The following is a 22,792-nucleotide window of genomic DNA, read 5'->3' on the forward strand; positions in this document are numbered from 1 at the left end:
GAAAACCCTTCTGAGCGAATATGTTAAACAACATTAATTTTGAATCTACTTAGATCCTTGCATGTACTTTTAGAGGAGTGTCATGTCAGCCGGACCGCAGACCGTTTGCACATTACGCAGTCTGCCGTCAGTCGACAGCTTGCACAATTGCGCGATCTGTGTGGTGACCCACTGCTTATTCGTCAAGGTAATCAACTGATACCAACGCCACGAGCAATAGCGTTAAAATCAAAGCTTGATGCATTACTGGCTGAGTTTGACCATTTACTCGATGACCAACCTTTTGAGCCGCGGCAGTGGCAAGGTGAGCTTGTTATTGCTTCTAGTGACTACGTGGCGCAATACGTATTGCCCGATATTGCCTCTCACTTGGGTGAACAAGCGCCACAGTTAGATATGGCGTACCGACTGTGGCAACCCAACTTTCTTGATAAACTTCATGAGACGGGCATCCATATCGCGTCTTCTATGTATCCAGAAAAACCACAGAGTGTGTCGAGCGTTAAAATTGGTGAGGATTCATCAGTTTGTTTGATGAAATCTTCTCATCCGTTAGCAAAGCAGGACCAGATCAGTATTGAAGACTTGATTTCATATTCACACATCAAAGTGACTGGCGGCGGAGACAAAGATTCCTACACTGATTTAGCATTGAAAGAGCTAGGGCACACCCGCCACGTTACCTTTAAGGTTCCATTCTTCTCTGCTGCGATCAATCGCTTAGTTGCAAGTGAGCACCTGATGGTGGCTCCTGAACATATTGCCGTTAACCTCGCTAAGCATTGGGACTTAACCCATAAAGCATTACCACTCGAAACACCTATTCATCAATATTGGTTAATGTGGCACCCCAAATACGACACGGATCCTGCGCATAAATGGGTGCGAGAAGAGATTCGCTCAGTAATGCAAATTTCTGAATATTCCATTCGCTAATACGTACACCGTTTAGCTATGACTTGAAGTCATGATTAGTATGAATAACTTTGATTTCTAATTATACCTCTTCCGTTGATAGAGTGAGCGTCAAAGAGGGGAGATTCTTATGACACTAACAGTTTGGTTATCACTTTTTACCGTGTGTTTATTAGGGGCTATGTCACCAGGTCCCAGCTTAGCTATTGTCGCTAAGCACTCGTTGGCTGGTGGACGTATCCATGGATTAGCTACGGCTTGGGCTCATGCGTTTGGCATTGGTATATATGCGTTTATTACCTTGATTGGTCTCGCTGTTGTTTTGCAGCAAAGCCCGATGCTGTTCAAGACGATTAGCCTTGTGGGTGCGGCATATCTTGCGTATTTAGGGTTTAATGCTTTGCGTTCAAAAGGTGGTGTGGCTGCGAAGTTGGAGTCAGGTGAGGAGACAACGGTAATCCAGTCTGCGCGAGAAGGCTTTTTTATCTCGATTTTAAGTCCCAAAATTGCTTTGTTTTTTATCGCATTATTCAGTCAGTTTGTCGCGCTCGGTAATGATTTGAGTAATCAGATGATCATTGTTGCCACGCCGTTTGTTGTGGATGGGCTTTGGTACACCTTTATTACCCTAGTGCTATCGAGCTCTAAAGTCGTTGACAGAATTCGCTCTAAGGCAGTGTTGATTGATCGTTTGTCAGGGGTAGTACTCATGCTGCTGGCTCTTAGAGTGGTCGTAACGGTATAGACAAGCTCGCAAGACAGAAATACTAAAAGCAGCCCGTGTGGCTGCTTTTCAAAAAAGCACCCTGCCATTTTAAGGACAGGGTGAAAGCAAGAAGTTTCTCAGGAGCGGTCGGGGGAGAGAAACTCATCTAAATCTTATTTACTTACCGGCGAACCTCTTCAAATTCACCTTCAATCGCATCTGCTTTACCTGTATTAAACTCATACTCTTCGTGCATTTCTCTCTGCATTTTCTTGACGCGCTTTTCAATACGTTTACCGGTAATTAATGCTGCGATGGTCAACGGAATCGCAATGATCAAGCTAAATACTAACGTAAAAAAGCCGGTAATCAGTGCTAGTGCAGTTACAATAATCCGATTCATAATCATGACCTCTCTGTAATTTATGTGCTCAGATTAATGCTGTGAACATGAACAAAACATGAATGCTGACGTTCACTTTGTCCGGAGAGTGTCAAATGAATGAAACGAAAAAACGCCTGAGGGTGATCAGGCGTATAAACGGGGAAAAATATTAGTAATGCGCATGGCGCTTATTATTTAGAACAAATATGAGATATTGTCCGCTACGCTATGTGGTTAACGTTGTGGAGCAAAGTTCACCTATCGAGGGAATGTTTGGTAACGAACACCCATCATTTGTTCCATACAGTGCACAACTTGGCAGCTGTAACCGAATTCGTTGTCGTACCAGATGTAAAGTACACAACGCTTGTCTTGTGCGATAGTCGCTTGACCATCTACGACGCCTGCATGACGAGAACCAACTAAGTCAGTTGATACAATTTCTGTTGAATCGGTGTAGTCAATCTGTGCCGAAAGCTCAGAGTTCAACGCCATTTCACGCAAGTAATCGTTCAGTGAATCACGGTCTACGTCTTCACCTAAGTTTAGATTAGCGACTGCCATAGATACGTTTGGTGTCGGTACGCGAATCGCGTTGCCTGTTAGCTTGCCTGCAAGCTCTGGCAATGCTTTAGCAACTGCTTTTGCCGCGCCTGTTGAAGTCAGAACCATGTTTAGTGAAGCACTACGTCCGCGACGGTCACCAGAGTGGAAGTTGTCGATCAAATTTTGGTCGTTTGTGTATGAGTGCACGGTTTCAATATGGCCAGAAAGAACACCATATTTATCGTTCAGAGCCTTAAGGACTGGCGTGATTGCATTTGTTGTACAGCTTGCCGCAGAGATGATGGTGTCATCTTCTTTAATTACCGACTCATTTACACCGAATACAACGTTTTTGATGTCACCTTTACCTGGTGCTGTTAGCAGTACTTTCTCTGCGCCTTTACACGCTAAGTGTTGGCTCAGGCCTTCAGAATCACGCCAAACACCTGTGTTATCAACAACTAGCGCGTTATTGATACCGAAAGCTGAGTAATCCACTTCGCTTGGGTTATTTGCGTAGATGATTTGGATGTAGTTGCCGTTAACGATCAGTGCTTTACGCTCTTCATCGATAACAATGCTACCGTTGAACTGACCGTGAACTGAGTCACGACGCAGCAAGCTAGCACGCTTCTCCAAATCGCCTTTTTTACCGCCACGAACCACAATCGCACGTAGTCTTAGTGGGTAACCTGGACCACTTTTCTCAATGAGAAGGCGAGTAAGTAGTCGACCAATGCGACCGAACCCGTAAAGAACCACATCACGCGCTTTCAATGAAGAATCTGCGTCGCGAGCACCATCAAGTGCAGTGATAAGGAAATCGTTTAGAGAGCTTGTATCGTCATGTTCATTCCAGTACATAGTTGCCAATTGGCCAACATCGACACGGCATGAAGAAATGCTCATTTCACAAAGCGCTTGAATAATAGGCATCGTGTGCTCAAGCGAAAGTGGGTTACCGGTATAACGTCTTGCAACGCGATGAGTTTTGAGAATGTCTATAGTAGTAGCATTAATAAGCGTTTTACCAAACAGAACCACTTCGATTCCTTTTTGACGATATAGCTTACCAATTAGAGGGGAAATAGATTCAGCAATCGTTTGGCTAGTTTGCCAGTCTTGGAGATATTTCTCTGGACTCATTGTTGTATTAGACCTTTCACGTTTTGGGGGCTAACCATACTCTCTGCTGTTGCCTCTTCGGCAGCGTGCAAGAGTGTGGTGGGTTATGTAATCGGGTTGTAATAGTTATGTGTGCGGATTCTAAGGTCGGAGTCCTTATTCTGCTAGGAAAATTAAATCCAGTGTAAAACACTACTTAAGGGGACGTTAGTGGTGGATTAATGTGACTAAAACAGTGGTTTTCACGTATTGACATTTAGAAAGTAACTTACTTTTTTTGCGATGATAACGTTTGCTTTCAAATTATTTTTGTTGACAAAAATGAATATTTTGCATTTTTGTGTGATTTAACTCGATAAGGCAACTCAATAGGTAAACATACAATAGATGATTTCCTGAAAAGTGATGCGACTCTTAGTTGTGAGTGAAACTTTATTGTTTGCATCCAACTTTAAGATCAAAAAATATGACTTGAATCACAATTGCCACTTCATTAGCCGATGATAAAACACTCACAATAACCATAATCTAGGTAGGTGAATGTTGTTTGAAAGTAACAATGTCGTATATGCCTTTCAATGCGAGAAACTAGTCTAATATTAAATAAACGGATGAAATCAACCATTAGGCTGATGGATGTTGAGATTATCAATAAAAACACGCTTAGCACTCCTCGCACTATTACCCGCTGTGGTAATAGTGGTATTTGCAGTTCAGCAGTTTTCTGATAATGCGTTGCGCGTGAGCCGTCTCAATCAAACGGTTAGCAATATTCAAGGTTTCCAATTGATATCCAAGGCCTCCCACTTTATTTACTCCATAGAGAAAGTACGCCGACAGCCTGATCTTCAAGTCTCTGCAGCCATTAATATTGAAGAACAAGGTGAAGTTATTTCTTCTTTGCATCAAAAGTTTGTGAGTAACCCTAATACTGCTGAGTATGCTGATGAACTGAAAGAAGCCATGCTGGGGGTATTGTCAGGTAGATTGAGTGAGATGGACGACCTGGGTGATTGGGCATTTCAACAGCTCCAAAATATGTCGCGCTCTTTGTTGCAAAATCATCAATGGTATGGCAGTGACGATGGCATTCGCATGCAAAATTTTATTGCCTACCTTGCTCAGCTCTCTTTTTGGACACAGAAAGAAGCTTGGCTGACGAACCGTTTAGTCCAAGACCCTAAGAGTCGGCTAAGTCAAAGTATGTTTTATCAGGCGATTGACCGACAGCAGCAAAATTTGGATGCGTTTTTAAACTTAGGTGGGTCATACGAGCAAGTGGATAAATTGCTTGGCTTGTTTACTTCGCCGAGATATCAGAGAAACTTGGCGTCTCGCGGACAATTAATATCAGGAGACATGTCACAAAGTGACTACGCCGCGTATTTAAAAGAACTCGATTTTCGTGTGCAGCGCTTACAAGTGCTCATCGATGGGTTCACCAAACAAACTGAGCAGTCGCTTCTCACGCAGGTTCATGAACAAAAGGCCAATATAGCCATGATCAGTTTTGGCGTTGCCTTAGTGGTTATCCTGCTTTGTTGGCTCGGATTTAGTACTTGGTTCCGCGTTAACAGCAAACTCGATGCGATCATTCATACTTTAAACGCGTTGATCAACTCCGAAGAGAAGCAAACAAAAGTCAAAGTTGATGGAAGTGATGAACTGACCATTTTTGCTCAGCAAGTGAATCGAGTGGTTGAAGAAATGCAGAGACAAACTGAAGAAATACTGCATGCAAAAGAGTCAGCAGTATCGGCTAATCGTGCAAAATCTGTGTTTCTTGCCAACATGTCACATGAAATCCGCACGCCCCTTAACGGGATCATGGGCATGACAGAAATACTCTCTCAAAGTGAGTTGTCTTCGCATCAACAAGAAGTTGTTGATGACATTGACTCCTCATCTCAAACGCTGCTTACTTTACTTAACGATATATTGGATCTCTCTAAAATCGAGTCTGGACGATTGGAGCTGTCACTAGTAGAAGCGGATATCCGAGAAGTCGTGTATCAGTCGATGATTTTATTCCAATCCAAAGCAACATCTAAACAGCTAAAGTTAGGTATTAATTTAGCTGAAAATATCCCCATTCGCGTGATGGTCGATGATCATCGTGTCAAACAGGTAGTTACGAATCTGGTATCGAATGCGGTTAAGTTTACCGAAAGTGGGCATGTATGCGTTGATGTTAGTTATGAGGAGTTACTTGAGAAAGAACGTGGAGTGCTGAAGTTTAAAGTAGAAGATACCGGAATAGGCATTGATCAAGATAAGTTAACCACGATTTTTGAACCCTTTACTCAGGAAGATGAAGGAGTGTCGAGGCAATTTGGCGGCACAGGGTTGGGTTTGGCTATTTGTTGTCAGCTTGTGTCGATGATGGGGGGCAAGCTCGTAGCAACATCTACAAAAGGAGTGGGAACATGCTTTGAGTTCTCGATTGAGGTTGAAGCAATTCCGGTGTTTGGCTGGCGTTCGGAGGTAATTAATAAAGGGCTTTTGATCTGCTCAAATTACGACTACGCCGACCAAGTATTAAAAGAGTGTCGCTTAGCGAAAATCAATCTCTTTGGTGTTAATAATGTGAATGAAGTGCAAGCGATAAATGATGACTTTGATGTCATATTTCTGTGCCACAGTAACGACGCTAATACCGATGAAATCTTGGATAATCTATCATTTAATTACGATCTTCGCCGTGTGATTATTTGCCAGCATCATTTATCCACTCCCTACGAAAATGCAGAAAAAGTACATGCCGTACTCACATTACCTTTCCTTGGCAATCGATTTAAGCATGTCATTGATGATTTAGCTAAGGTTGAAAAGACTATGTCAAGTGACAATGTCACCAATAATGTTGTCAGCTCTGAATATCGAGCGTCGCGCTCTCATCGGAGGATCTTAATTGCGGAGGATAACTTGATGAACCAGAAAATAGCGAGTTTCTTTCTGGATAAAGCAGGTTATGACTATTTGATAACAAGCAACGGTCAAGAAGCGTTAGAAGCCATCACAAAGGGAGAAGAATTCGATGCAATTTTAATGGACTGCATGATGCCCGTGATGGATGGACTGACCGCGACGAAAGAAATTCGTCGTTGGGAAAAGAAAGCAGGACGTGAAAAAACGATGATTATCGCACTCACTGCGAGTGTTTTGGAAGAAGACATCCACAACTGTTTTGCGGCAGGCATGGATGCTTATTTACCTAAGCCGTATAAATCGAACCAGTTATTTGAGCTCTTTAGTGAATTAAAACTCGCCTAGCTAACATTTCAACTTAGACAAGGTGTCAAAACGATTAAGCCCCATTTCAGGGGCTTAGTTCTGATTATTCATCGTTACGCGTTGGCTTGAGCGCCTGCGAGTTTGCGTATGGTTTGGCGATAGGTTAGGTATGCGGAAACACCAGCTAACAGGTTGCCGATACAAGCGCCTAAGAGTAAACCTCGGATTCCATCCATTTGAGCGCCAACCCACAAGCACGGTAGGAAAAAGACAAACAAGCGCAGCGCTGAAATAGTGAGCGCGGTGTAAGATTTGCCTAATGCATTACAAAGAGAAACCATTAGCATACAAACCCCTAATGAACCCAAACTGATCGGCACTATCAGTAAATGCATTTCCAAGACTTGCTCGACTTGCACATCACTTGTCATCAATAATGCGAGTGGGTTTGCGACGGCAAATGTAATGGCAGCAATCAAAAGTTGGAAACCTAGAATGAATTTTACGGCAATACTGACGAGCCTTTGGATATCTTCATAGTTCTTTGCTCCAAGTAAGCGTCCAACCATTGGAGGCATAGACATTGTCAGCGCCAAGACCGAAACGATAGCAAAGAACTCATAGCGTGAACCAAGCGCCCAAGCGGCGACTGCTGCGGTTCCAAAGCTTGCCAATAATTTTGTTGCTAGCATGGAAGACAACGGTGGCAGCAGTTGGCTAATCATCGCAGGGCCCATAATGTTACCGATAGATGCAACACTTTTGGCTACGTTAAGATCTTGCCATTTTGTCGTTGCCCAGTGATTCTTTTTCACGCGAGGAGCGACGACTAAAATACCAAACCCAAAAGCGACGATGGTTGCTATTGCCGCTCCGTTAATACCCAAGTCAAACGTGAAAATAAATAGCGGATCGAGTACAAGGTTCACGCCGCTGGTTATCATCATCATTGTGCCAGGTAACATTGTATTGCCATTAGCTCGGCAGATACTGTAATAAAAATACAAAACCGCACCAGTCCATGAGCTTAATAACCACCAAGGCCAGTAACTGTCGATTATCGGCATAACAGATTCTGGAGCGCTTAATAGAGCTAAAATGGGGTAGCGCAAAAGCCAAATTAGCCCGCCAAAAATAGCGACACCAATTGAGCCGATCATCAATACCAATCCGCCAAGTTGTTTGGCATACCGACTTTCATTCGCCCCAAGAGCTTTAGAAATGACCGCTGTCGTTGCGATCCCTAGACCGACTTGAATGCCGATAATGACCATTTGCAAAGGCAGAGTGAAACCTTGAGCGGCTAACGGTAAAACGCCGAGCTGACCGATAAACGCGCTATCCACAAGCTGAAAGCTCATTAAAGACAGAACGCCAAAAAGCATTGGCCAGGTCATCGTAAATAATTGTTTTGCAAGCGTTGGTTGTGTACTTGTCGTAGTTGAAGACATAGAAAGCTGAATGCGTTAGGAATAAGAGTTAGATTGATTGTACACGGCGGTTAGTTTAGAGACAAAATAAACCCCGAGGAAGATATTCTTGCTCGGGGTTCGAAAATCTAGCTTACGCGTTTATTTTTTGCCGCTAGTTTGCTTGTCTTCTTCAGTCAGCTCACGAATGCGACGGCTGATGTCACGACGTGCTTTAGAGATCTCAGCGCTTTTAATGATGTGGTCATCAACACGATCTTCATAGTCTGCTTTCATATTTTTGATGATTGCGACGATTTCATCGTGAGTCATTTCTGGTTTGATGTAGTCTAGAAGGTTTTCTAGAAGATCAACACGTTTGCGGTTATCACGAACTTTCTTCTCGTTATCAAGAAGCTCACGTTTTAGTTTGTTTTTACGACGAGCTTGGTTAACGATTTCAAATACGCTACTCATAGTTCTCTTTCCTAATTTTATGAATATCTTCCTCGATTAAAGCACAACATCCAGTGGCATAACAGTCTTTAGATCAATAGCAATGCAGAGTTGAACATTTCTCAACCAATTGCGCTGTGTCCATATAATCGTGCTGCTTTCTTCGAGTTTTGGCCAACATTGTAGAATCCATCGATTCATTGTCATAACGAGGCCTTCACTATATTATCAACACCATTGAATGCAAAATGATGAACTTGATATGGACTCTGGTAACACTGCGGAGCAAGTAAATAGTCAAGATAATGAGCAAGTCACTCGCTCTGTGGCTGAAAAGTTAAAAACGGCGTATATCAACGCCCGTGAGCAACTCGAAATCATCGAAGTTGAGCTTAATCGTTCAAAAATAATGATGGTCGACCAAGATGGCAATTTGACGAGAGTGCCGATTCTCTCGGAGCATTGATACCTGACCCTATTCGTAAGGGGTGTCAGGTCTTACGCTATGCTTTAGCCTGACACCAACACCTGAACCGCTAACGCTTCTTGCACTGCTGTGTGAATTTATGGCGTATGATTTCGAAGCGATTTAGGTACAAAGTCAAATGCAAAAATAATAAGGAAATGCATTATGAAAGTTGAGCTAACGGCAATTGAAGCACGAGTTATTGGTTGCTTGATCGAAAAAGAAGTCACTACCCCAGATCTTTACCCCCTCAGCCTGAACGCATTAACCAACGCGTGTAATCAAAAAAGCAACCGTGATCCCGTGATGTCACTCTCTGAGTCAGACGTACTCGATGCCGTTGATGCTCTTATTGAGCGCAGGCTCGTCAGTGACGAAAGTGCGTTCAACAGCCGCGTCAGCAAGTATCAACACCGTTTCTGTAATACGGAATTTGGTGATTTAAAGCTGACAGAGCAGGAGAAGGGCATTGTATGCTGTATGCTTTTGCGCGGTGCTCAAACACCTGGGGAAATTCGTACTCGTACTAATCGTCTCGCGACATTTCATGATGTAAAAGAAGTGGAAACGGTCCTTGAGCATTTAGCAAGCGAAGAGAAAGGACCATTAGTGGTCAAATTACCACGTGAGGCTGGTAAGCGGGAGTCGCGTTATATGCATTTGTTCTGTGGTGATGTTGATGCGTCCGAACTTGCAGCGCCTGTGTCTGCTGCAAGCTCGAGCTCCGATCGAGTAAGTCAGCTAGAGCTCGAAGTCGCTCAGCTGAAAGAAGAGCTGGATGAATTAAAAGCTAAGGTTGAGTCACTGCTTTCATGATGGAAAATACAACGCAGCGTTGGAGTGTCTACCTGATACGAAATAACCGCAACGCGTTGTATTGTGGTGTTACCAATGATGTTGAACGAAGATTCAATCAGCACCAAACCGGAAAAGGAGCGAAAGCTTTGAAGGGAAAAGGCCCTTTGGTATTGGAATGGTCATCGGATTTTGAGTCAAAGACGCTTGCCATGCGAGCAGAGTACTATATTAAGCAACTAACTAAAGCGAAAAAAGAGCTGCTCGTTATGTCAAAAGCAAATATTGTCGTCGACGAACATCAACAAATGATGTTAGAGATAGTGGCACTCTGATAAGCCCTTGCTACGCAAAGATACACGGAAACCGCCTATGTCACATTGGCGGTTTCTTTTTGTTTTTGGAGTACCATGTAGGAATAAACTGACGCATAATGGGCTGGTGTTCTGTTTAAAGGTCCTGAGTATGAAAAGCGCGAAATGTCTCTACGTCATCGAGACAAAGGAAGCGACTCAATGTACTTTATTTGCATCCACTCAGACCAAGAACCAATTTACTATTGAAACAGACACTAAGAGGAAGGTAGATTACAAGAGTATAGGATGACTCGGCTAGGTAATGAATAGAGCTGAATTAGGCTCATAAAAAAGCTAAAAGAGCAGTAGATGAAAAAAGCGTTAGTATTCTCCCTGATTTCAATGGCCGCTTTTACGCCGAATGTGCAGGCCACCCAAGTTCTTAATGGGTATTGGGCATATCAAGAATTTTTAGACCAGTTTCCACAACAGAAGCAGCTAACTAGTGCGTTGGCTGAAGTGGTAAGAGAAACCCCTGTAGCCGTAGCAAAAGACAAAAAGCGTCCACTGAAAATTTCTGTTGTTTATCCAGGGCAGCAGATCTCTGATTATTGGATTCGAAACATCGATGCGTTTGAAAAACGCCTAGATAAGCTTGATATCGACTATCAACTAAATCAAGTGTTTACTCGTCCTAATGCAGATATAAAGCAGCAAAGTTTGTCTTTAATGGAGGCGCTGAAAAGCAACTCCGATTACTTGATCTTTACTCTAGATACCACAAGACATCGTAAGTTTGTTGAGCATGTCTTAGATTCAAAGAAAACCAAGTTAATTTTACAAAATATCACCACACCTGTTAGGGATTGGGAACATCATCAGCCGTTTCTTTATGTTGGTTTCGACCACGCAGAAGGAAGTCGTGAATTGGCCGTTGAGTTTGGCAAGCGTTTCCCTAAACATAGCCACTATAGTGTTCTCTATTTCTCGGAGGGCTACATTAGTGACATCAGAGGCAACACTTTTATCAACCAAGTGAACCGCGATAATCAATTTGAACTACAATCTGCTTACTACACCAAAGCAACAAAGCAATCTGGGTATGAAGCTGCAAAAGCCAGTTTGGAGAAGTATCCGGACGTTGACTTCATTTACGCGTGTTCTACCGATGTAGCATTAGGTGCTGTTGACGCTCTTAAAGAGTTAGGTCGTGATGATGTCATGATCAATGGTTGGGGCGGCGGTTCAGCAGAGTTAGAGGCGCTTTCTAAAGGGGAGTTAGACGTTACCGTTATGCGTATGAACGATGATACAGGTATTGCAATGGCTGAGGCCATTAAGTGGGATTTAGAAGGAAAGCCAGTTCCCACCGTTTACTCTGGTGATTTTGAAGTCGTTACCAAATCGGACTCTCCAGAAAGAATTGAAGCATTAAGAAAACGTGCATTTAGATACTCAGATAATTGATGACAACTACATCAAAAACAAGAAAGCGTCGCTCACTGTCGACGCTTATTACCAAAATAATTATTCTCGTACTTGCTCCGATCATTCTAGGCATCTTTGTTCAGAGTTATTACTTCTCGAAGCAGATTATTTGGCAGGAAGTCGACCGAACCAAGCAGCAGACCTCTGCCCTGATCCTGAACATTTTTGATAGCCATTTTGCAGCGATTCAGATTCATCACAACAGCAATTCGAAAAGTGATGTTGTATTGGATTTTTATACAGAACGTGATGAAGAGGCACTCAATTACTTTTTCATGAGTATTGACCAGAGTGATCCTTCCCATACACCGGAGTTTCGTTTCCTAACCGATCATCAAGGTATTATTTGGGACGATGGCAACGCGCATTTCTATGGCATCAACAACCTGATACTTAGCCGACTTGCCAGTCAAGTGACCTTTAGCAACAACTGGTATTATCTACCCTCACAGACCCCGATGGGAACTCGCCATCTTTTACTTCGTCGTGTACCCGTTTTACAACCTAAAACCGGTGAAGTGATGGGGTACTCTTACAATGTTGTTGTTTTAGATAATAACTTTGGGTTGATGGAAAGGTTAAAAAATGAAGGCTATGTCGACAATGTTGTGTTGGTCGCTAACAACACACCATTGGCAAGCTCATTAGTAGGAGATGAGGCTTATCAAATATTTGACGTACTCAAACGACGAGAGTCCCAGCACAAGCTTGACCAATTATTGATCATCAAAACCCCTATTGAGGTAAATGCCGCCGAGACTGACTTGTGCTTGCTTACTGTGCAAGACAATCAGAGCGTGGTGACATTGCAAATCCAACACCTGCTAGCAATGCTAGCCTCAGTTATCGGTATGGTTATGATTGCGCTAATGACTAAAGAATGGATCGAGAATCGAGTAGTTGAAGAGTTAGGATCCCTGATGGCATATACCCGCTCGGCTCGTGAAGAAAAAGGATTTGAGCGTTTTGAGGGGTCAGATATTGAGGAATTCGATCATATTGGTTCGACACTAGAAAACACTTTTGAAGAGCTTGAAGCACAAAAGCGGTCTTTCCGAGACCTGTTTAACTTTGCGTTATCACCTATTATGGTGTGGTCTGAATCGGGTGTACTTATCCAAATCAATCCGGCAGCACGCAAAGAGTTAGTCATGGAAAACGATATTGAAACCATGCACCCAGTGTTCAAAGGTTTCAAAGAAAAGTTGATGCCACACCTTCGCATGGCGGCTCAGGGAGCTACGTTGACAGGCGTTAATGTGCCAATTGGAGACAAAGTATATCGCTGGAACTTATCGCCGATTCGAGTTGATGGAGATATTAGCGGTATTATTGTTCAAGGTCAGGATATAACCACGCTAATTGAGGCGGAAAAACAGAGTAACTTGGCGCGCAAAGAAGCAGAGAAATCTGCTCAAGCCCGTGCCGACTTTCTGGCTAAAATGAGCCATGAGATCCGAACGCCAATCAATGGAATTTTAGGGGTTGCTCAATTGCTAAAAGACTCTGTGGAAACAGAAGAGCAGAATAACCAAATTGACGTACTTCGACATAGTGGTGAGCACTTACTTGCTGTTTTGAATGATATTTTGGACTTTTCGAAGATTGAGCAGGGTAAGTTTAATATCCAAAAACACCCGTTTTCTTTCACTGATACAATTCGAACGTTAGAAAACATTTATCGTCCTATTTGTGAAAGTAAAGGCGTCAACCTTGTCATTGAAAACAAAATAGATCCCAATGTTGAAATCTTTACTGACCAAGTTCGTCTGAACCAAATTTTATTCAACCTAGTCAGTAACTCAGTAAAGTTTACGCCCTCGGGTAGCGTGCGCTTGCATGCTGAACTGGAGCAGTTCTATGGTGCTGACAATAGCGTGCTGGTCGTGGAAATTACGGATACAGGTATCGGCATCGAGTCTGACAAACTCGACCAAATGTTCGAACCTTTTGTTCAAGAAGAAGCAACAACGACTCGAGAATACGGTGGCAGTGGCTTAGGGCTGACCATTGTGAAGAGCCTTGTCGACATGCTGGAAGGTGATGTTCAAGTCCGTAGTCAGAAAGGCTTAGGAACGACTTTTGTCATTACAATGCCAGTGAAAGATCGTGAGCGAGTACTCACCCCTCTTGATTCGAGTTTGCGAGTTAAGCCAGGTGAACTATTTGCAGAGAGTCTCAAAGTGTTGTTGGTAGAGGATAACCATACTAACGCATTCATTCTAAAAGCGTTTTGTAACAAGTACAAAATGCAGGTTGATTGGGCGAAAGATGGGTTAGAAGCAATGGAATTCTTAAAAGATCATACTTACGATTTGATACTGATGGACAACCAACTTCCGCATCTTGGTGGAATTGAAACGACCAAAGAGATCCGACAAAAGCTAAAACTAGGCACGCCAATTTATGCGTGTACTGCTGACACCGCGAAAGAAACCAGTGACGCCTTTATGGAATCGGGTGCAAATTACGTGCTTCTCAAGCCGATTAAAGAAAATGCGCTCCATGAAGCATTTGTGGATTTTAAACAGCGGTTCTTAGTCGAGCGAACATGAATAATTGGCTCACTACGAGATAACCCAATTATTCATTATCTGAAAAGCACAACACCATGACTGTGGGTTGTGCTTTTTTGTATCTGACCCTTTTACTCTTATACAAATCAGACTTTATTGGTCTCGACGTTTGTTGTGTACATCGCTGCATTTCAAGTTCAAACATAGTGTTGTGTTACTTAGATTTCTGCCCCTTCACTGACACACCCAACGTGATTTCAATCACAAAAAGATATTTACTTAGCGTGCTAACTATTTTATATTACTTAGCACGCTAAGTAATTGAGTAGATCTTATGATTCAAGACATCAACAGTTTGCGAGACCTTTCTCTGGCTGAAAAATTATCTCGTGTTGCTCGTTTGTGGAAAATGGTTGCAGATCGCGAGTTAGAGCCTTTAAACCTAACGTATCCGCGTTGGACTGCGTTATGGAAGCTTTATCGAATGGGTGACAACATCAGTCAGAAGCATTTGGCTGAAGCGCTTGAGATCGAGTTAGCGTCGTTGATGCGAACATTAAAATTATTAGAAGAGCAATCTCTGATCGTTCGCCATTGCTGTGAACACGATAAGCGAGCACGTATTGTTAGCCTCACAGAAGAGGGGAAAACCCTACTAAAGCAAATGGAGGCTCGAATTCTTCAAGTTCGAAGCAAGCTCCTAACGGACATCAACGACCAGGAACTTCAGCAGCTTTCATTGATTCTTGATCAGATTGCTCACAATGCGCTTGATTCACTTAGCGAATAAGTCAGAAAACCGAATAAAAAGAGAAGTAAACGCCTATGACTCCAGATCAAAAATTCGCACGTTGGATCAAATATTCTTGCGTCGCGTTTGTCCTTGTCTTTGCCTATTTTCTAGTTGCAGATCTCGCCATGCCGTTGACGCCTCAGGCAATGGCAACGCGTGTGGTAACTAAAGTGGCCCCCCGTGTGAGTGGGCAGATTACGCATCTTTATGTTGCCAACAACCAAGAAATAAGCCAAGGCGATCTACTATTTCAGATTGATCCCCAGCCTTATCAGCTCGCCGTAGAAAAGGCTCAACTTAACCTTGAGCGTGTGATTCAAAACAACGAACAACTTGATGCTTCTATTGCTGCGGCAAAAGCAGACGTTGAAGCGAGCAAAATCGTGGCGGAACAAAAAGTTCGCGAAGCAAAACGTCTTAATACCCTGTTTCACCGTAATGGTACTTCGCAACAGCAGCGCGATGACGCACAGAGCAGTGCAACGGCAGCTAAAGCGAACTTACTGGCCGCACGTGCTCGTTTAAAAGAGTTGGAAGTAAACCGCGGTGATTTAGGCGCGACGAATGTGAATATCCGCGTAGCGCAAAACCAGCTAAAACAAGCGGAACTTAATCTGTCTTACACTCAAGTCTCGGCGGAACATGATGGCGTTGTCGCTAACTTGCAGCTGGAGACGGGGGCCTATGCGGCAGCTGGTACACCTCTTGTCGCTTTAGTCTCCGATGACGTGGATATCATTGCCGACTTTCGTGAAAAGAGTTTACGACACTTTAATCAGAACAGCCGTGCGTTAGTGGCTTTTGATAGCTTACCTGGTGATGTATTTGAAGCTCGTATTACGAGTGTGGATGCCGGGGTCAGCTCGGGTCAATTCGATGCGGATGGTCGCTTAGCAACACCAACTGACTCAAACCGTTGGGTGAGAGACGCGCAGCGCTTACGTTTACATTTAGCTATCGATGAGCCTCAGCAGCGTGCATTTCCAGCAGGGGCACGAGCAACCGTGCAGTTGTTGCCAGAAAACGCATTATCTGGCTGGTTAGCGAGATGCCAGATCCAATTCTTGAGTCTTCTTCATTATATTTATTAACGAGGAGGCGATATGAAGTTATGGGACCACCCCATGTCGGAAAACGACTTCCGTCAGTGTTTGCGCATTGCAACTGGTGCGACTATTGGTTTCACTTTATGTAAAGTATTTGGTTGGAACTATGGCGTATTCTTTACTGTAACCCCGATGCTGTTACTTGGAATGGTGCCAGTCATGAGTCTACATGCCGCACGACAACTGATTTTTTCAGCGGTTGTGTGTGGATTAGAAGTTGGGGTGCTTGGTGGATTGTTTGGTGGGCACCCAGGCATGATGACAATCATTGCATTCGGGTTGTTCCTATATAAATTCGCCTGTATGTCAAAAGGGAGCTTGTTCTTATTTGGAGCGAACAGCGTACTGAGCTTAAGCATCATGCTGCATTTTGCTAGTTATCCAACCACTGACTTAAATGACCTAATATTTAGCAACCTGCAAGCGAATGTTATTTCAGTGATCGTTGCTTATGTGGTGACATTTTTGATTCCCGATGCGGAACCTCGTCAGCCACCAGCGAAACCGTCGCAGCCTAAACAGAGTCATCGAATGCGTCATGAAGCCCTTATGGGGGCGAGTATCGCTACAATGTCTTTCCTTGTATTCCAGCTATTTGACCTCAGTGACTCTATGTCTGCTCAGGCGACAACCTTACTTTTATTGTTTCCTATGCATTGGAACGGTGCTTTAGGGTATGCGCGAAAAAGAGCAATGGGGACCTTGATGGGGGTGACCTTTGGTATTGTCGGACAACTTGTATTATACGATTGGTCGGATACCTTATTGTTTATCGTCCCATTGCTTTGGATTGGGGCTATGATGTTCAGTTATATGCACGTGAAAGAGTCTAGCGGTTCGGGAGCCGGATTTGGCGGTTTAACCACATTAGGCATTTTGTTCGGCCAATATCTTACTCCGGATGGTGACTTAATGTTCAGTGCGCTGTATCGCGTGAGCAGTATTTTGTTTGCTATTGTTGCGACGCTGCTTGTGACCTATACGGTTCACAGAATACTCAACAGCTTTGAGGCGACGCGCTTTAGCGAGCAGTAAGTTCAGACGTTACTGGTTAGAAAGGATTGCTCCAGTAACTCTGTTTTTAGTTCGTGAGTCATCTCAATGGGACTGGCAAACTTAATTCCAACTACCCATCCCTTCACCAATTTCTTAATGTTGGCAATGACACATCGATTTTCTTCTCCGATATAGTGGCTTAACGGGCATTCGATGGTAACACTCTCACCCACGTTGAATTCGGGCTCAATCAAGGTTGATATACCAACACCTGCTAGAGAGAAATCGATAAGGCTACCGTCGTAGACATTCCCTGCATGAATAACGTTACAGTCCATTTGCAACTTGTAACGCTCATGTTCTCGAACTGGTTTGGTTGCAAATGTTCCTGGAATGCGGATAAACAAAAGGGGGGATGGTCGAACGGTCGTCGTCAGTACGCTGGACTTAAACGCAATGACATGGCCTAACTCCGTATCTGATACACCACGCACGATGACATCGGCGTTGGGGAGTTTCCTCATCACTTGCTCTTCAAGCAAACGCGTTGGTATATCAAGAATCAAATAAGCATTTTCTTTCATCCCAAGATAGGTGGTGGAATACGTATATTGATCCTTAGGCCCAAATTCTAAATTAGTAGAAAGTTTCATTCCCGGTTTGAGAAACCTATGCAGTTCATCTTTACTATGAGTGGCTGGCATCACATTGGCGTTTTAATTATTAGTTAAGCTGAGGCTATCAAAACGCCATTTTGTTATTCAAGATAGTAAGGCATAAGTTTTTGTAAAATCATCGCTATCTGTGAAGTGGTGGGCGATAAGTTTGGTTCATTCCACCTTTCATAAAGATTTGGCTTGCCACAATACTGCCGCATGTGACCAACATCAGCGCTAACCAAGTGAGAGAATCTGGTTGTTCACCAAAAATTGGAACGGCAAGAAGTGTCGCGACGACTGGAGTTAATGAACCAAAAGCAGCGCTGGCTTCGGCACCGATGATCCTAATTGCATAAATGAAAGTGAAAGAAGCGATTAAACCTGCGCCAACACCTTGTAGCATCGCGTGGCCAAATAACTCCTCCCATGGCCACTGGCTGAACGGTGTTACCACCAAATAACTGTCTACCCACCCGAAACCAACGGCGATGATGAGCAGAGCCAAAGACGCGATTGCAACGAATCCTGCACAGACGTGTGCATTAAGATTGGCGACACGAGCGCTGATGGTGAAAGCAGCCCACATGATGCTGCCAGTTAGAAACAGGATATGCCCTTGCAACTGAGACCAGTTGTACTCTGCGCCGCTATTCGAAAGAAGAAAAACAAAAATGCCTAACAACACCGTAGAAAGCCCGATTAAGCGGTGAGCACTCAGCGACTGTTGATAACAAAGTACCGCGATAGCAGAAACAAACAATGGCAAAGTGCCAGGTACTAATGCACTGCCGTGCGCCACGGGAGCGAAATGCATAGCCGTTCCGACGACCAGAAGATAGGGAAGGCCGCTTCCAACCACAACACTAACCAGGTAGCGTTTAGGCACGACGCGCAGCGACTGTTTATGCTTAATCACAAATGGTAATAAAATTATACTTGGGATTAGAAAGCGAACTAACGCGATATCGGCTGGCTGCAAGGCAGAAATTGCGCCCCCTTTTAAAGAAATAAAGAAACCAGACCAAAGCAGTAAGGTCGTTAATATAGCTGCGTATCCCAAGATCATTATCGACATGTCCATTTGTAAATGATGTGTTAATTGTTGAATAAAACTCTTGCCAAAGGGAGGCAAAGTTTGACGTAATTAGGCTTGATGTTAGTGATAAATTGCGTATAAGTGTTAATTGTTAGTGATTAAAGGCACGGAAGAATAAATGGATAAAATTGACAGGCAACTTATCAACCTAATGCAGAAGGATGCCACTCTGACAACGGCAGAACTTGCTGATCAAGTAGGGCTATCGGCATCACCTTGTGCAAGGCGCATTAAGCGTTTGGAGCAGGAAGGTGTAATTAGTGGTTATCGAGCTATTGTGTCCAGAGACACTGTAGGCATCGCGATGACTGTATTTGTTGAAGTGAGTTTAAATAACCACCAAGCTTCTTCGATTGATGAGTTTGAACATGCCGTTGTTGAGATGGATGAAGTGATCTCATGCCATGTCGTATCAGGGGCCTATGATTACCTGTTAGAGGTGGTCAGCAAAGATCTTGCTGGCTATGAAACATTTACTAGAAAGTTACAGCGATTAGAAAATGTGAAAGATATTCATACCCACCTGGCGATTAGACAAGTGAAAGGAAATGGCAGTTTGCCGATTTATGCATAAGAAAGATGAAATTTTTCGATAGACTTAAGATTGCTCACTATCATAGAAAGAGATATAGGCAGTTTGGTAAAGACAGAGCCCGAACTCTGGGATGGGCAGATAAGTATAGTCAGATCAGCCGTTTTGAGGCGTTGTGCCGAGGGTTAACGTTAGACGGTTCAAGTATTTTAGATATTGGGTGCGGCTACGGAGACTTGTTAGCGTTTATCGAACTTACGGGGGGGCTTCCTCAAAGCTATATTGGCATTGATCAGCAAAAACAGTTTATCTCTGAAGCCAGAAAACGAGATTTTCGTACGCAAAGTAAGTTTATATGTGGCGACTTTTCAACGTTGGTATTGCCTCGTTGCGACTTTGTTTTTGCTTCCGGATCATTGAACTATCAATCCACCAACCCAAATCATACCATTGAAATGATTGATAAAATGTACCGAGCGACAGAGAAAGGTTGTGTGTTTAACTTGTTGGATGAATCCAAACTACCCAGCATGAAAATGTTAGCGTCGCACAATAAAGAAGGTGTCTTTCGCTATTGTCGGTTGCTGTGTCCGAATACACGATTGATTGAGGGATACTCCGAGCACGACTTTACGATTGCCATGATCAAAAAAGCGGAGTCCGTTTCCTGACTCCGCTTAATAAATTCTTAAGCCTTATTGGTTTTTGTATTGTGAGATTTCACAGTTACCTGTGTATCTATCAACCTTGAATGAGAACGCGGCTGAATGGTATTCCCTCCCATCACTCCATATTGTTTCTCCGAAGATTTTACAAAGATCCAAATCACTGATTGAACCGAACTCTTTTACGTGCCTAACTACTGACAAAAACTTGGCTTTGGTAGCATTAGGACATTCCCTGTTACTTAATCGATTGATAACCATGTTTGTAGCATCATCTCCAGCCAAATGTGACTTTTTATTAAATTTTATTAATGGCTAAACTAACCAAAAAATGTCCATAAGTAAAGCATTAATGTGACGTATGTCTCTATAAATTGATTGTCTTGGTCATGGTTTAGTCAAGTTTGTCAAAGGGAACAATCCCATTATTTACATTTGATATCGTTCACGACTAAGGAAAGATAAAAAGCACGAATAACGTCCAATATTGGAGTGAAAAACCAACATCGTCTATTCAAAACTGGCTCTGTTTTTACTTCGAAACATCTTGAGCGTATTGAAGCGCTCGGGCTTCTTTATCATAGACTTGTGACAGAGTTTGATATTGTGAAGAGAGGCGCTTGTAATCTTCAGCAAGTTCCAAAGCGTTGGTGTTATACCATTCCGCAGTTATTTGATTGGCTGTTTTGTTTGACTCGCGGCACTTCTGGGCCAGTATCTCCCACCCATTTGCTGACCATTGGGATTGTGTGCTCAATTTAAGCAGCTGATTCGCTTTAGTTGTGAGCTCTTCTTTGTATTGAATCGATGCTTTTAATTGCGCTTTGAACACATTTTGGTTCGACTTGGCACGCCAAAGTAGCACGAGCTCATGCAGTGAAAAGGTTTCGGACAATAACTGACGCTGTTTATGTTCGGTCAAAAGTGTATTGAATACCTCAACATGCTGATTGTAATTGGACTCTAAACGATTGAATTGGGTAAGATTGTCATTCCACGACGATGGGTTACATTGAATATTGGCGTGCCCCGTTATCGGGAACAGAAGAAATAGTAGTATCCAATTGAGTCTGTTGATCATTATTGCTCGCGTTAGTTGACTTGCTCTTTTGAGTATATACCCAAATTTCTACGACATGCGTGCTGCTGGTGGGATAAGAATAAAGAATGAAAAGGAAAAGGGCATGAAGAAAATTCTCGTCGCATTGATTGTCATGCTGTTGCTCGGCGGAGCGGGGGCTGGATACTATTTCTTCTTTATGCAGAAAGATGAACCTGAAGCACCAAAGGCTACACAAGTCGAGCAATCGTCACTGCAAAAAGAAACATCCAAACCGATTCTGGATTTAGAAGCCGTTCCCCCGGAAGTTACCGAGTACTACGTTATTGAGCGTCGTGTCAATGTTTACAACAAGCCTAACCCTAATGCTTTAGTTGTCGATACGCTCTATAAGGGAGAAAAAGTATCGGTGTTAGAAAAAGTAGATGGGTGGTACCGAATCTCCGGCTATCTTGTCTATGAAGAGGGTGGAGAAGAAAAAGCCGAATGGTTGAATGCTGAAGGGTTATCGGATGCAGAGCCAGTTATTAAAGAGCAAGAGCGCTTAGAGATATTGGATGAATACCTACAGAAGTCGGATGATTTAAAAGTTCACTTGGATATTTTCCGTAAGAAAACACAGCAATTGTTAGACGATGAAACCTGTGATCCGAGTGATTTTGAGGAGCTCGGAGGCTGGGTTCGTTCTGTGACGTTCAAAAAGCGCAACGTTTACTTCATCTATTGTGGCGGTTTGGAGCAAGAGAACAAGATCTACTTAGATGTTGATAAGGGCGATATTTTTTATCGATAACTCACCACCAATTACACTAGTTTTCTAAAGACGTTTTGATAAATGCAATAACGATGCAAACCTGAAATCAGAGATTTATAACTTTTTAGTTGTGAACCATAATCAATAGGAATACTATCAACGAGTCAAGTGACCTAACTTGGCTCTTTGTGTTTTTAGTGAGTTCCTATGCCTTGGATTTACCTTAGAAAGTTGATTTTGCTGCTATTTGCAATGGTATTGCTACCAGTGCATGTATCTGCTGCGCAAATCGACCACAAGGCTCACGTACCGCACTTTTCTAAGCTACAACCTTTTGTAGCCGTAAGTGTATCGCCAAACTCTTCCGTCGATTTTTCTGAAGTTTCAGAAGAAAGCTCTCAATCTCCAGTATCTGAAGGCCATGCAAGTCTCGATTCCGTTGCTTTGTTTAACTCTCAGCGCTGGACGTCTTACTTACGGGAAGGGCTTGATGACGAGCACGTAGATTTTGTCGGCGATCTCACTACTCCGTTTTACGCTGATGCGGGTTACGCATACAGCTTGATGGACATTAACTGGCGTCACAACCAGTCCACATTTTATCATTTCACAAGCGATCATCGCATTTCTGGTTGGAAAGAGACCAATGCCATGTACGTCGCACTCAATAGTCAGTTTTCTGCCTAAACACCATTTATTTGCACCATTGTGCACTCTTAACACGACGATTGTATTCGACAGGACGTGAGCGTTCTGAGCATTTCATACCCTGAATTTATTCTGGGAGCATCTGT

21 protein-coding genes and 1 pseudogene are annotated in these 22,792 nt (G+C 43.2%); 15 read left to right on the plus strand and 7 right to left on the minus strand.

Annotated features, from left to right (window positions below; genetic code table 11):
• Positions 1-20 precede the first annotated feature (20 nt).
• Positions 21-936 (plus strand): annotated as a pseudogene (locus R8N46_RS05450) (LysR family transcriptional regulator).
• Between the two features lie 109 nt (positions 937-1,045).
• Entirely contained in the window at positions 1,046-1,660 is a 615-nt protein-coding gene (locus R8N46_RS05455; protein ID WP_017819876.1) for a LysE family translocator, read from the plus strand.
• Positions 1,661-1,802: 142 nt separating this feature from the next.
• Here R8N46_RS05455 and R8N46_RS05460 read toward each other — a convergent pair whose 3' ends face one another.
• Together R8N46_RS05460 and R8N46_RS05465 are read right to left on the minus strand one after the other, a co-directional pair.
• Positions 1,803-2,024, minus strand: a complete 222-nt coding sequence (locus R8N46_RS05460; protein ID WP_005373607.1) for a hypothetical protein — start codon at positions 2,022-2,024, stop codon at positions 1,803-1,805.
• A 240-nt stretch (positions 2,025-2,264) separates the two neighbouring features.
• Positions 2,265-3,698 (minus strand): glyceraldehyde-3-phosphate dehydrogenase, encoded by a 1,434-nt coding sequence (locus R8N46_RS05465; protein ID WP_025767937.1) that lies wholly within the window; start codon positions 3,696-3,698, stop codon positions 2,265-2,267.
• Positions 3,699-4,313: 615 nt separating this feature from the next.
• Here R8N46_RS05465 and R8N46_RS05470 point away from each other — a divergent pair.
• Positions 4,314-6,950, plus strand: coding sequence for an ATP-binding protein (locus R8N46_RS05470; RefSeq protein ID WP_206225807.1), 2,637 nt, complete (start codon positions 4,314-4,316; stop codon positions 6,948-6,950).
• 74 nt (positions 6,951-7,024) lie between these two features.
• Here the strand turns inward: R8N46_RS05470 and R8N46_RS05475 are convergent, their stop codons facing one another.
• Positions 7,025-8,362: an MATE family efflux transporter gene (locus tag R8N46_RS05475; protein WP_169628905.1), complete on the minus strand. Its 1,338-nt coding sequence runs from the start codon at positions 8,360-8,362 to the stop codon at positions 7,025-7,027.
• A 120-nt stretch (positions 8,363-8,482) separates the two neighbouring features.
• The gene (locus R8N46_RS05480) at positions 8,483-8,797 is read right to left on the minus strand and encodes a DUF496 family protein (protein WP_005373603.1); all 315 of its coding nucleotides are present in this window, start codon (positions 8,795-8,797) and stop codon (positions 8,483-8,485) included.
• A 220-nt stretch (positions 8,798-9,017) separates the two neighbouring features.
• Here R8N46_RS05480 and R8N46_RS05485 point away from each other — a divergent pair, with 220 nt between their 5' ends.
• The 8 genes from R8N46_RS05485 (at position 9,018) to R8N46_RS05520 (ending at position 17,271) form a co-directional block, all read left to right on the plus strand.
• Positions 9,018-9,242, plus strand: coding sequence for a hypothetical protein (locus R8N46_RS05485; protein ID WP_005385630.1), 225 nt, complete (start codon positions 9,018-9,020; stop codon positions 9,240-9,242).
• Between the two features lie 165 nt (positions 9,243-9,407).
• Complete coding sequence (locus R8N46_RS05490) at positions 9,408-10,058, plus strand: YceH family protein (protein ID WP_005373594.1); 651 nt, start codon at positions 9,408-9,410, stop codon at positions 10,056-10,058.
• Complete coding sequence (locus tag R8N46_RS05495; RefSeq protein WP_053304534.1) at positions 10,055-10,372, plus strand: GIY-YIG nuclease family protein; 318 nt, start codon at positions 10,055-10,057, stop codon at positions 10,370-10,372. The genes R8N46_RS05490 and R8N46_RS05495 overlap by 4 nt, the downstream gene beginning before the upstream one ends.
• Before the next feature lie 330 nt (positions 10,373-10,702).
• Positions 10,703-11,800 (plus strand): autoinducer 2-binding periplasmic protein LuxP, encoded by a 1,098-nt coding sequence (locus R8N46_RS05500; RefSeq protein ID WP_213972231.1) that lies wholly within the window; start codon positions 10,703-10,705, stop codon positions 11,798-11,800.
• On the plus strand, positions 11,800-14,376 hold the full coding sequence (gene luxQ / locus R8N46_RS05505) for a quorum-sensing autoinducer 2 sensor kinase/phosphatase LuxQ (RefSeq protein WP_318098342.1): 2,577 nt from the start codon (positions 11,800-11,802) through the stop codon (positions 14,374-14,376). The genes R8N46_RS05500 and luxQ overlap by 1 nt, the downstream gene beginning before the upstream one ends.
• Before the next feature lie 295 nt (positions 14,377-14,671).
• Positions 14,672-15,127, plus strand: a complete 456-nt coding sequence (gene slyA, locus R8N46_RS05510) for a transcriptional regulator SlyA (RefSeq protein WP_017635177.1) — start codon at positions 14,672-14,674, stop codon at positions 15,125-15,127.
• A gap of 35 nt (positions 15,128-15,162) precedes the next feature.
• Positions 15,163-16,221: an HlyD family secretion protein gene (locus R8N46_RS05515; RefSeq protein ID WP_005373588.1), complete on the plus strand. Its 1,059-nt coding sequence runs from the start codon at positions 15,163-15,165 to the stop codon at positions 16,219-16,221.
• A 12-nt stretch (positions 16,222-16,233) separates the two neighbouring features.
• Positions 16,234-17,271: a DUF2955 domain-containing protein gene (locus tag R8N46_RS05520; RefSeq protein WP_017635179.1), complete on the plus strand. Its 1,038-nt coding sequence runs from the start codon at positions 16,234-16,236 to the stop codon at positions 17,269-17,271.
• A gap of 2 nt (positions 17,272-17,273) precedes the next feature.
• Here the strand turns inward: R8N46_RS05520 and R8N46_RS05525 are convergent, their stop codons facing one another.
• Together R8N46_RS05525 and R8N46_RS05530 are read right to left on the minus strand one after the other, a co-directional pair.
• The gene (locus R8N46_RS05525) at positions 17,274-17,936 is read right to left on the minus strand and encodes a flagellar brake protein (protein ID WP_213972230.1); all 663 of its coding nucleotides are present in this window, start codon (positions 17,934-17,936) and stop codon (positions 17,274-17,276) included.
• A gap of 94 nt (positions 17,937-18,030) precedes the next feature.
• Complete coding sequence (locus tag R8N46_RS05530) at positions 18,031-18,957, minus strand: DMT family transporter (protein ID WP_054729663.1); 927 nt, start codon at positions 18,955-18,957, stop codon at positions 18,031-18,033.
• 148 nt (positions 18,958-19,105) lie between these two features.
• Here R8N46_RS05530 and R8N46_RS05535 point away from each other — a divergent pair, with 148 nt between their 5' ends.
• Both R8N46_RS05535 and R8N46_RS05540 read left to right on the plus strand, forming a co-directional pair.
• Entirely contained in the window at positions 19,106-19,561 is a 456-nt protein-coding gene (locus tag R8N46_RS05535) for an Lrp/AsnC family transcriptional regulator (RefSeq protein WP_005373581.1), read from the plus strand.
• Between the two features lie 5 nt (positions 19,562-19,566).
• Complete coding sequence (locus R8N46_RS05540) at positions 19,567-20,190, plus strand: class I SAM-dependent methyltransferase (protein ID WP_005373579.1); 624 nt, start codon at positions 19,567-19,569, stop codon at positions 20,188-20,190.
• Between the two features lie 526 nt (positions 20,191-20,716).
• On the opposite strand, the gene R8N46_RS05550 is transcribed toward R8N46_RS05540, so the two are convergent.
• Positions 20,717-21,265 (minus strand): hypothetical protein, encoded by a 549-nt coding sequence (locus tag R8N46_RS05550; RefSeq protein WP_017635183.1) that lies wholly within the window; start codon positions 21,263-21,265, stop codon positions 20,717-20,719.
• A gap of 103 nt (positions 21,266-21,368) precedes the next feature.
• On the opposite strand from R8N46_RS05550, the gene R8N46_RS05555 reads away from it, so the two are divergent.
• Positions 21,369-22,037, plus strand: a complete 669-nt coding sequence (locus tag R8N46_RS05555; protein ID WP_005385650.1) for an SH3 domain-containing protein — start codon at positions 21,369-21,371, stop codon at positions 22,035-22,037.
• Positions 22,038-22,205: 168 nt separating this feature from the next.
• Complete coding sequence (locus R8N46_RS05560) at positions 22,206-22,685, plus strand: hypothetical protein (protein ID WP_005373572.1); 480 nt, start codon at positions 22,206-22,208, stop codon at positions 22,683-22,685.
• Positions 22,686-22,792: the final 107 nt, after the last annotated feature.

It is taken from the genome of Vibrio sp. 1874, from assembly GCF_033344395.1.
GTDB classification, from domain to species: domain Bacteria; phylum Pseudomonadota; class Gammaproteobacteria; order Enterobacterales; family Vibrionaceae; genus Vibrio; species Vibrio alginolyticus.

What these genes read in the sequence shown, in the direction of transcription:
- slyA (WP_017635177.1), top strand. Translation starts at nt 14,672, where the DNA reads ATGATTCAAGACATCAACAGTTTGCGAGACCTTTCTCTGGCTGAAAAA.
- R8N46_RS05550 (WP_017635183.1), bottom strand. Translation starts at nt 21,265, where the DNA reads ATGATCAACAGACTCAATTGGATACTACTATTTCTTCTGTTCCCGATA.
- R8N46_RS05540 (WP_005373579.1), top strand. Translation starts at nt 19,567, where the DNA reads ATGAAATTTTTCGATAGACTTAAGATTGCTCACTATCATAGAAAGAGA.
- luxQ (WP_318098342.1), top strand. Translation starts at nt 11,800, where the DNA reads ATGACAACTACATCAAAAACAAGAAAGCGTCGCTCACTGTCGACGCTT.
- R8N46_RS05500 (WP_213972231.1), top strand. Translation starts at nt 10,703, where the DNA reads ATGAAAAAAGCGTTAGTATTCTCCCTGATTTCAATGGCCGCTTTTACG.
- R8N46_RS05470 (WP_206225807.1), top strand. Translation starts at nt 4,314, where the DNA reads ATGTTGAGATTATCAATAAAAACACGCTTAGCACTCCTCGCACTATTA.
- R8N46_RS05480 (WP_005373603.1), bottom strand. Translation starts at nt 8,797, where the DNA reads ATGAGTAGCGTATTTGAAATCGTTAACCAAGCTCGTCGTAAAAACAAA.
- R8N46_RS05490 (WP_005373594.1), top strand. Translation starts at nt 9,408, where the DNA reads ATGAAAGTTGAGCTAACGGCAATTGAAGCACGAGTTATTGGTTGCTTG.
- R8N46_RS05530 (WP_054729663.1), bottom strand. Translation starts at nt 18,957, where the DNA reads ATGATCTTGGGATACGCAGCTATATTAACGACCTTACTGCTTTGGTCT.
- R8N46_RS05485 (WP_005385630.1), top strand. Translation starts at nt 9,018, where the DNA reads ATGCAAAATGATGAACTTGATATGGACTCTGGTAACACTGCGGAGCAA.
- R8N46_RS05475 (WP_169628905.1), bottom strand. Translation starts at nt 8,362, where the DNA reads ATGTCTTCAACTACGACAAGTACACAACCAACGCTTGCAAAACAATTA.
- R8N46_RS05465 (WP_025767937.1), bottom strand. Translation starts at nt 3,698, where the DNA reads ATGAGTCCAGAGAAATATCTCCAAGACTGGCAAACTAGCCAAACGATT.
- R8N46_RS05535 (WP_005373581.1), top strand. Translation starts at nt 19,106, where the DNA reads ATGGATAAAATTGACAGGCAACTTATCAACCTAATGCAGAAGGATGCC.
- R8N46_RS05460 (WP_005373607.1), bottom strand. Translation starts at nt 2,024, where the DNA reads ATGAATCGGATTATTGTAACTGCACTAGCACTGATTACCGGCTTTTTT.
- R8N46_RS05520 (WP_017635179.1), top strand. Translation starts at nt 16,234, where the DNA reads ATGAAGTTATGGGACCACCCCATGTCGGAAAACGACTTCCGTCAGTGT.
- R8N46_RS05525 (WP_213972230.1), bottom strand. Translation starts at nt 17,936, where the DNA reads ATGCCAGCCACTCATAGTAAAGATGAACTGCATAGGTTTCTCAAACCG.
- R8N46_RS05495 (WP_053304534.1), top strand. Translation starts at nt 10,055, where the DNA reads ATGATGGAAAATACAACGCAGCGTTGGAGTGTCTACCTGATACGAAAT.
- R8N46_RS05560 (WP_005373572.1), top strand. Translation starts at nt 22,206, where the DNA reads ATGCCTTGGATTTACCTTAGAAAGTTGATTTTGCTGCTATTTGCAATG.
- R8N46_RS05515 (WP_005373588.1), top strand. Translation starts at nt 15,163, where the DNA reads ATGACTCCAGATCAAAAATTCGCACGTTGGATCAAATATTCTTGCGTC.
- R8N46_RS05555 (WP_005385650.1), top strand. Translation starts at nt 21,369, where the DNA reads ATGAAGAAAATTCTCGTCGCATTGATTGTCATGCTGTTGCTCGGCGGA.
- R8N46_RS05455 (WP_017819876.1), top strand. Translation starts at nt 1,046, where the DNA reads ATGACACTAACAGTTTGGTTATCACTTTTTACCGTGTGTTTATTAGGG.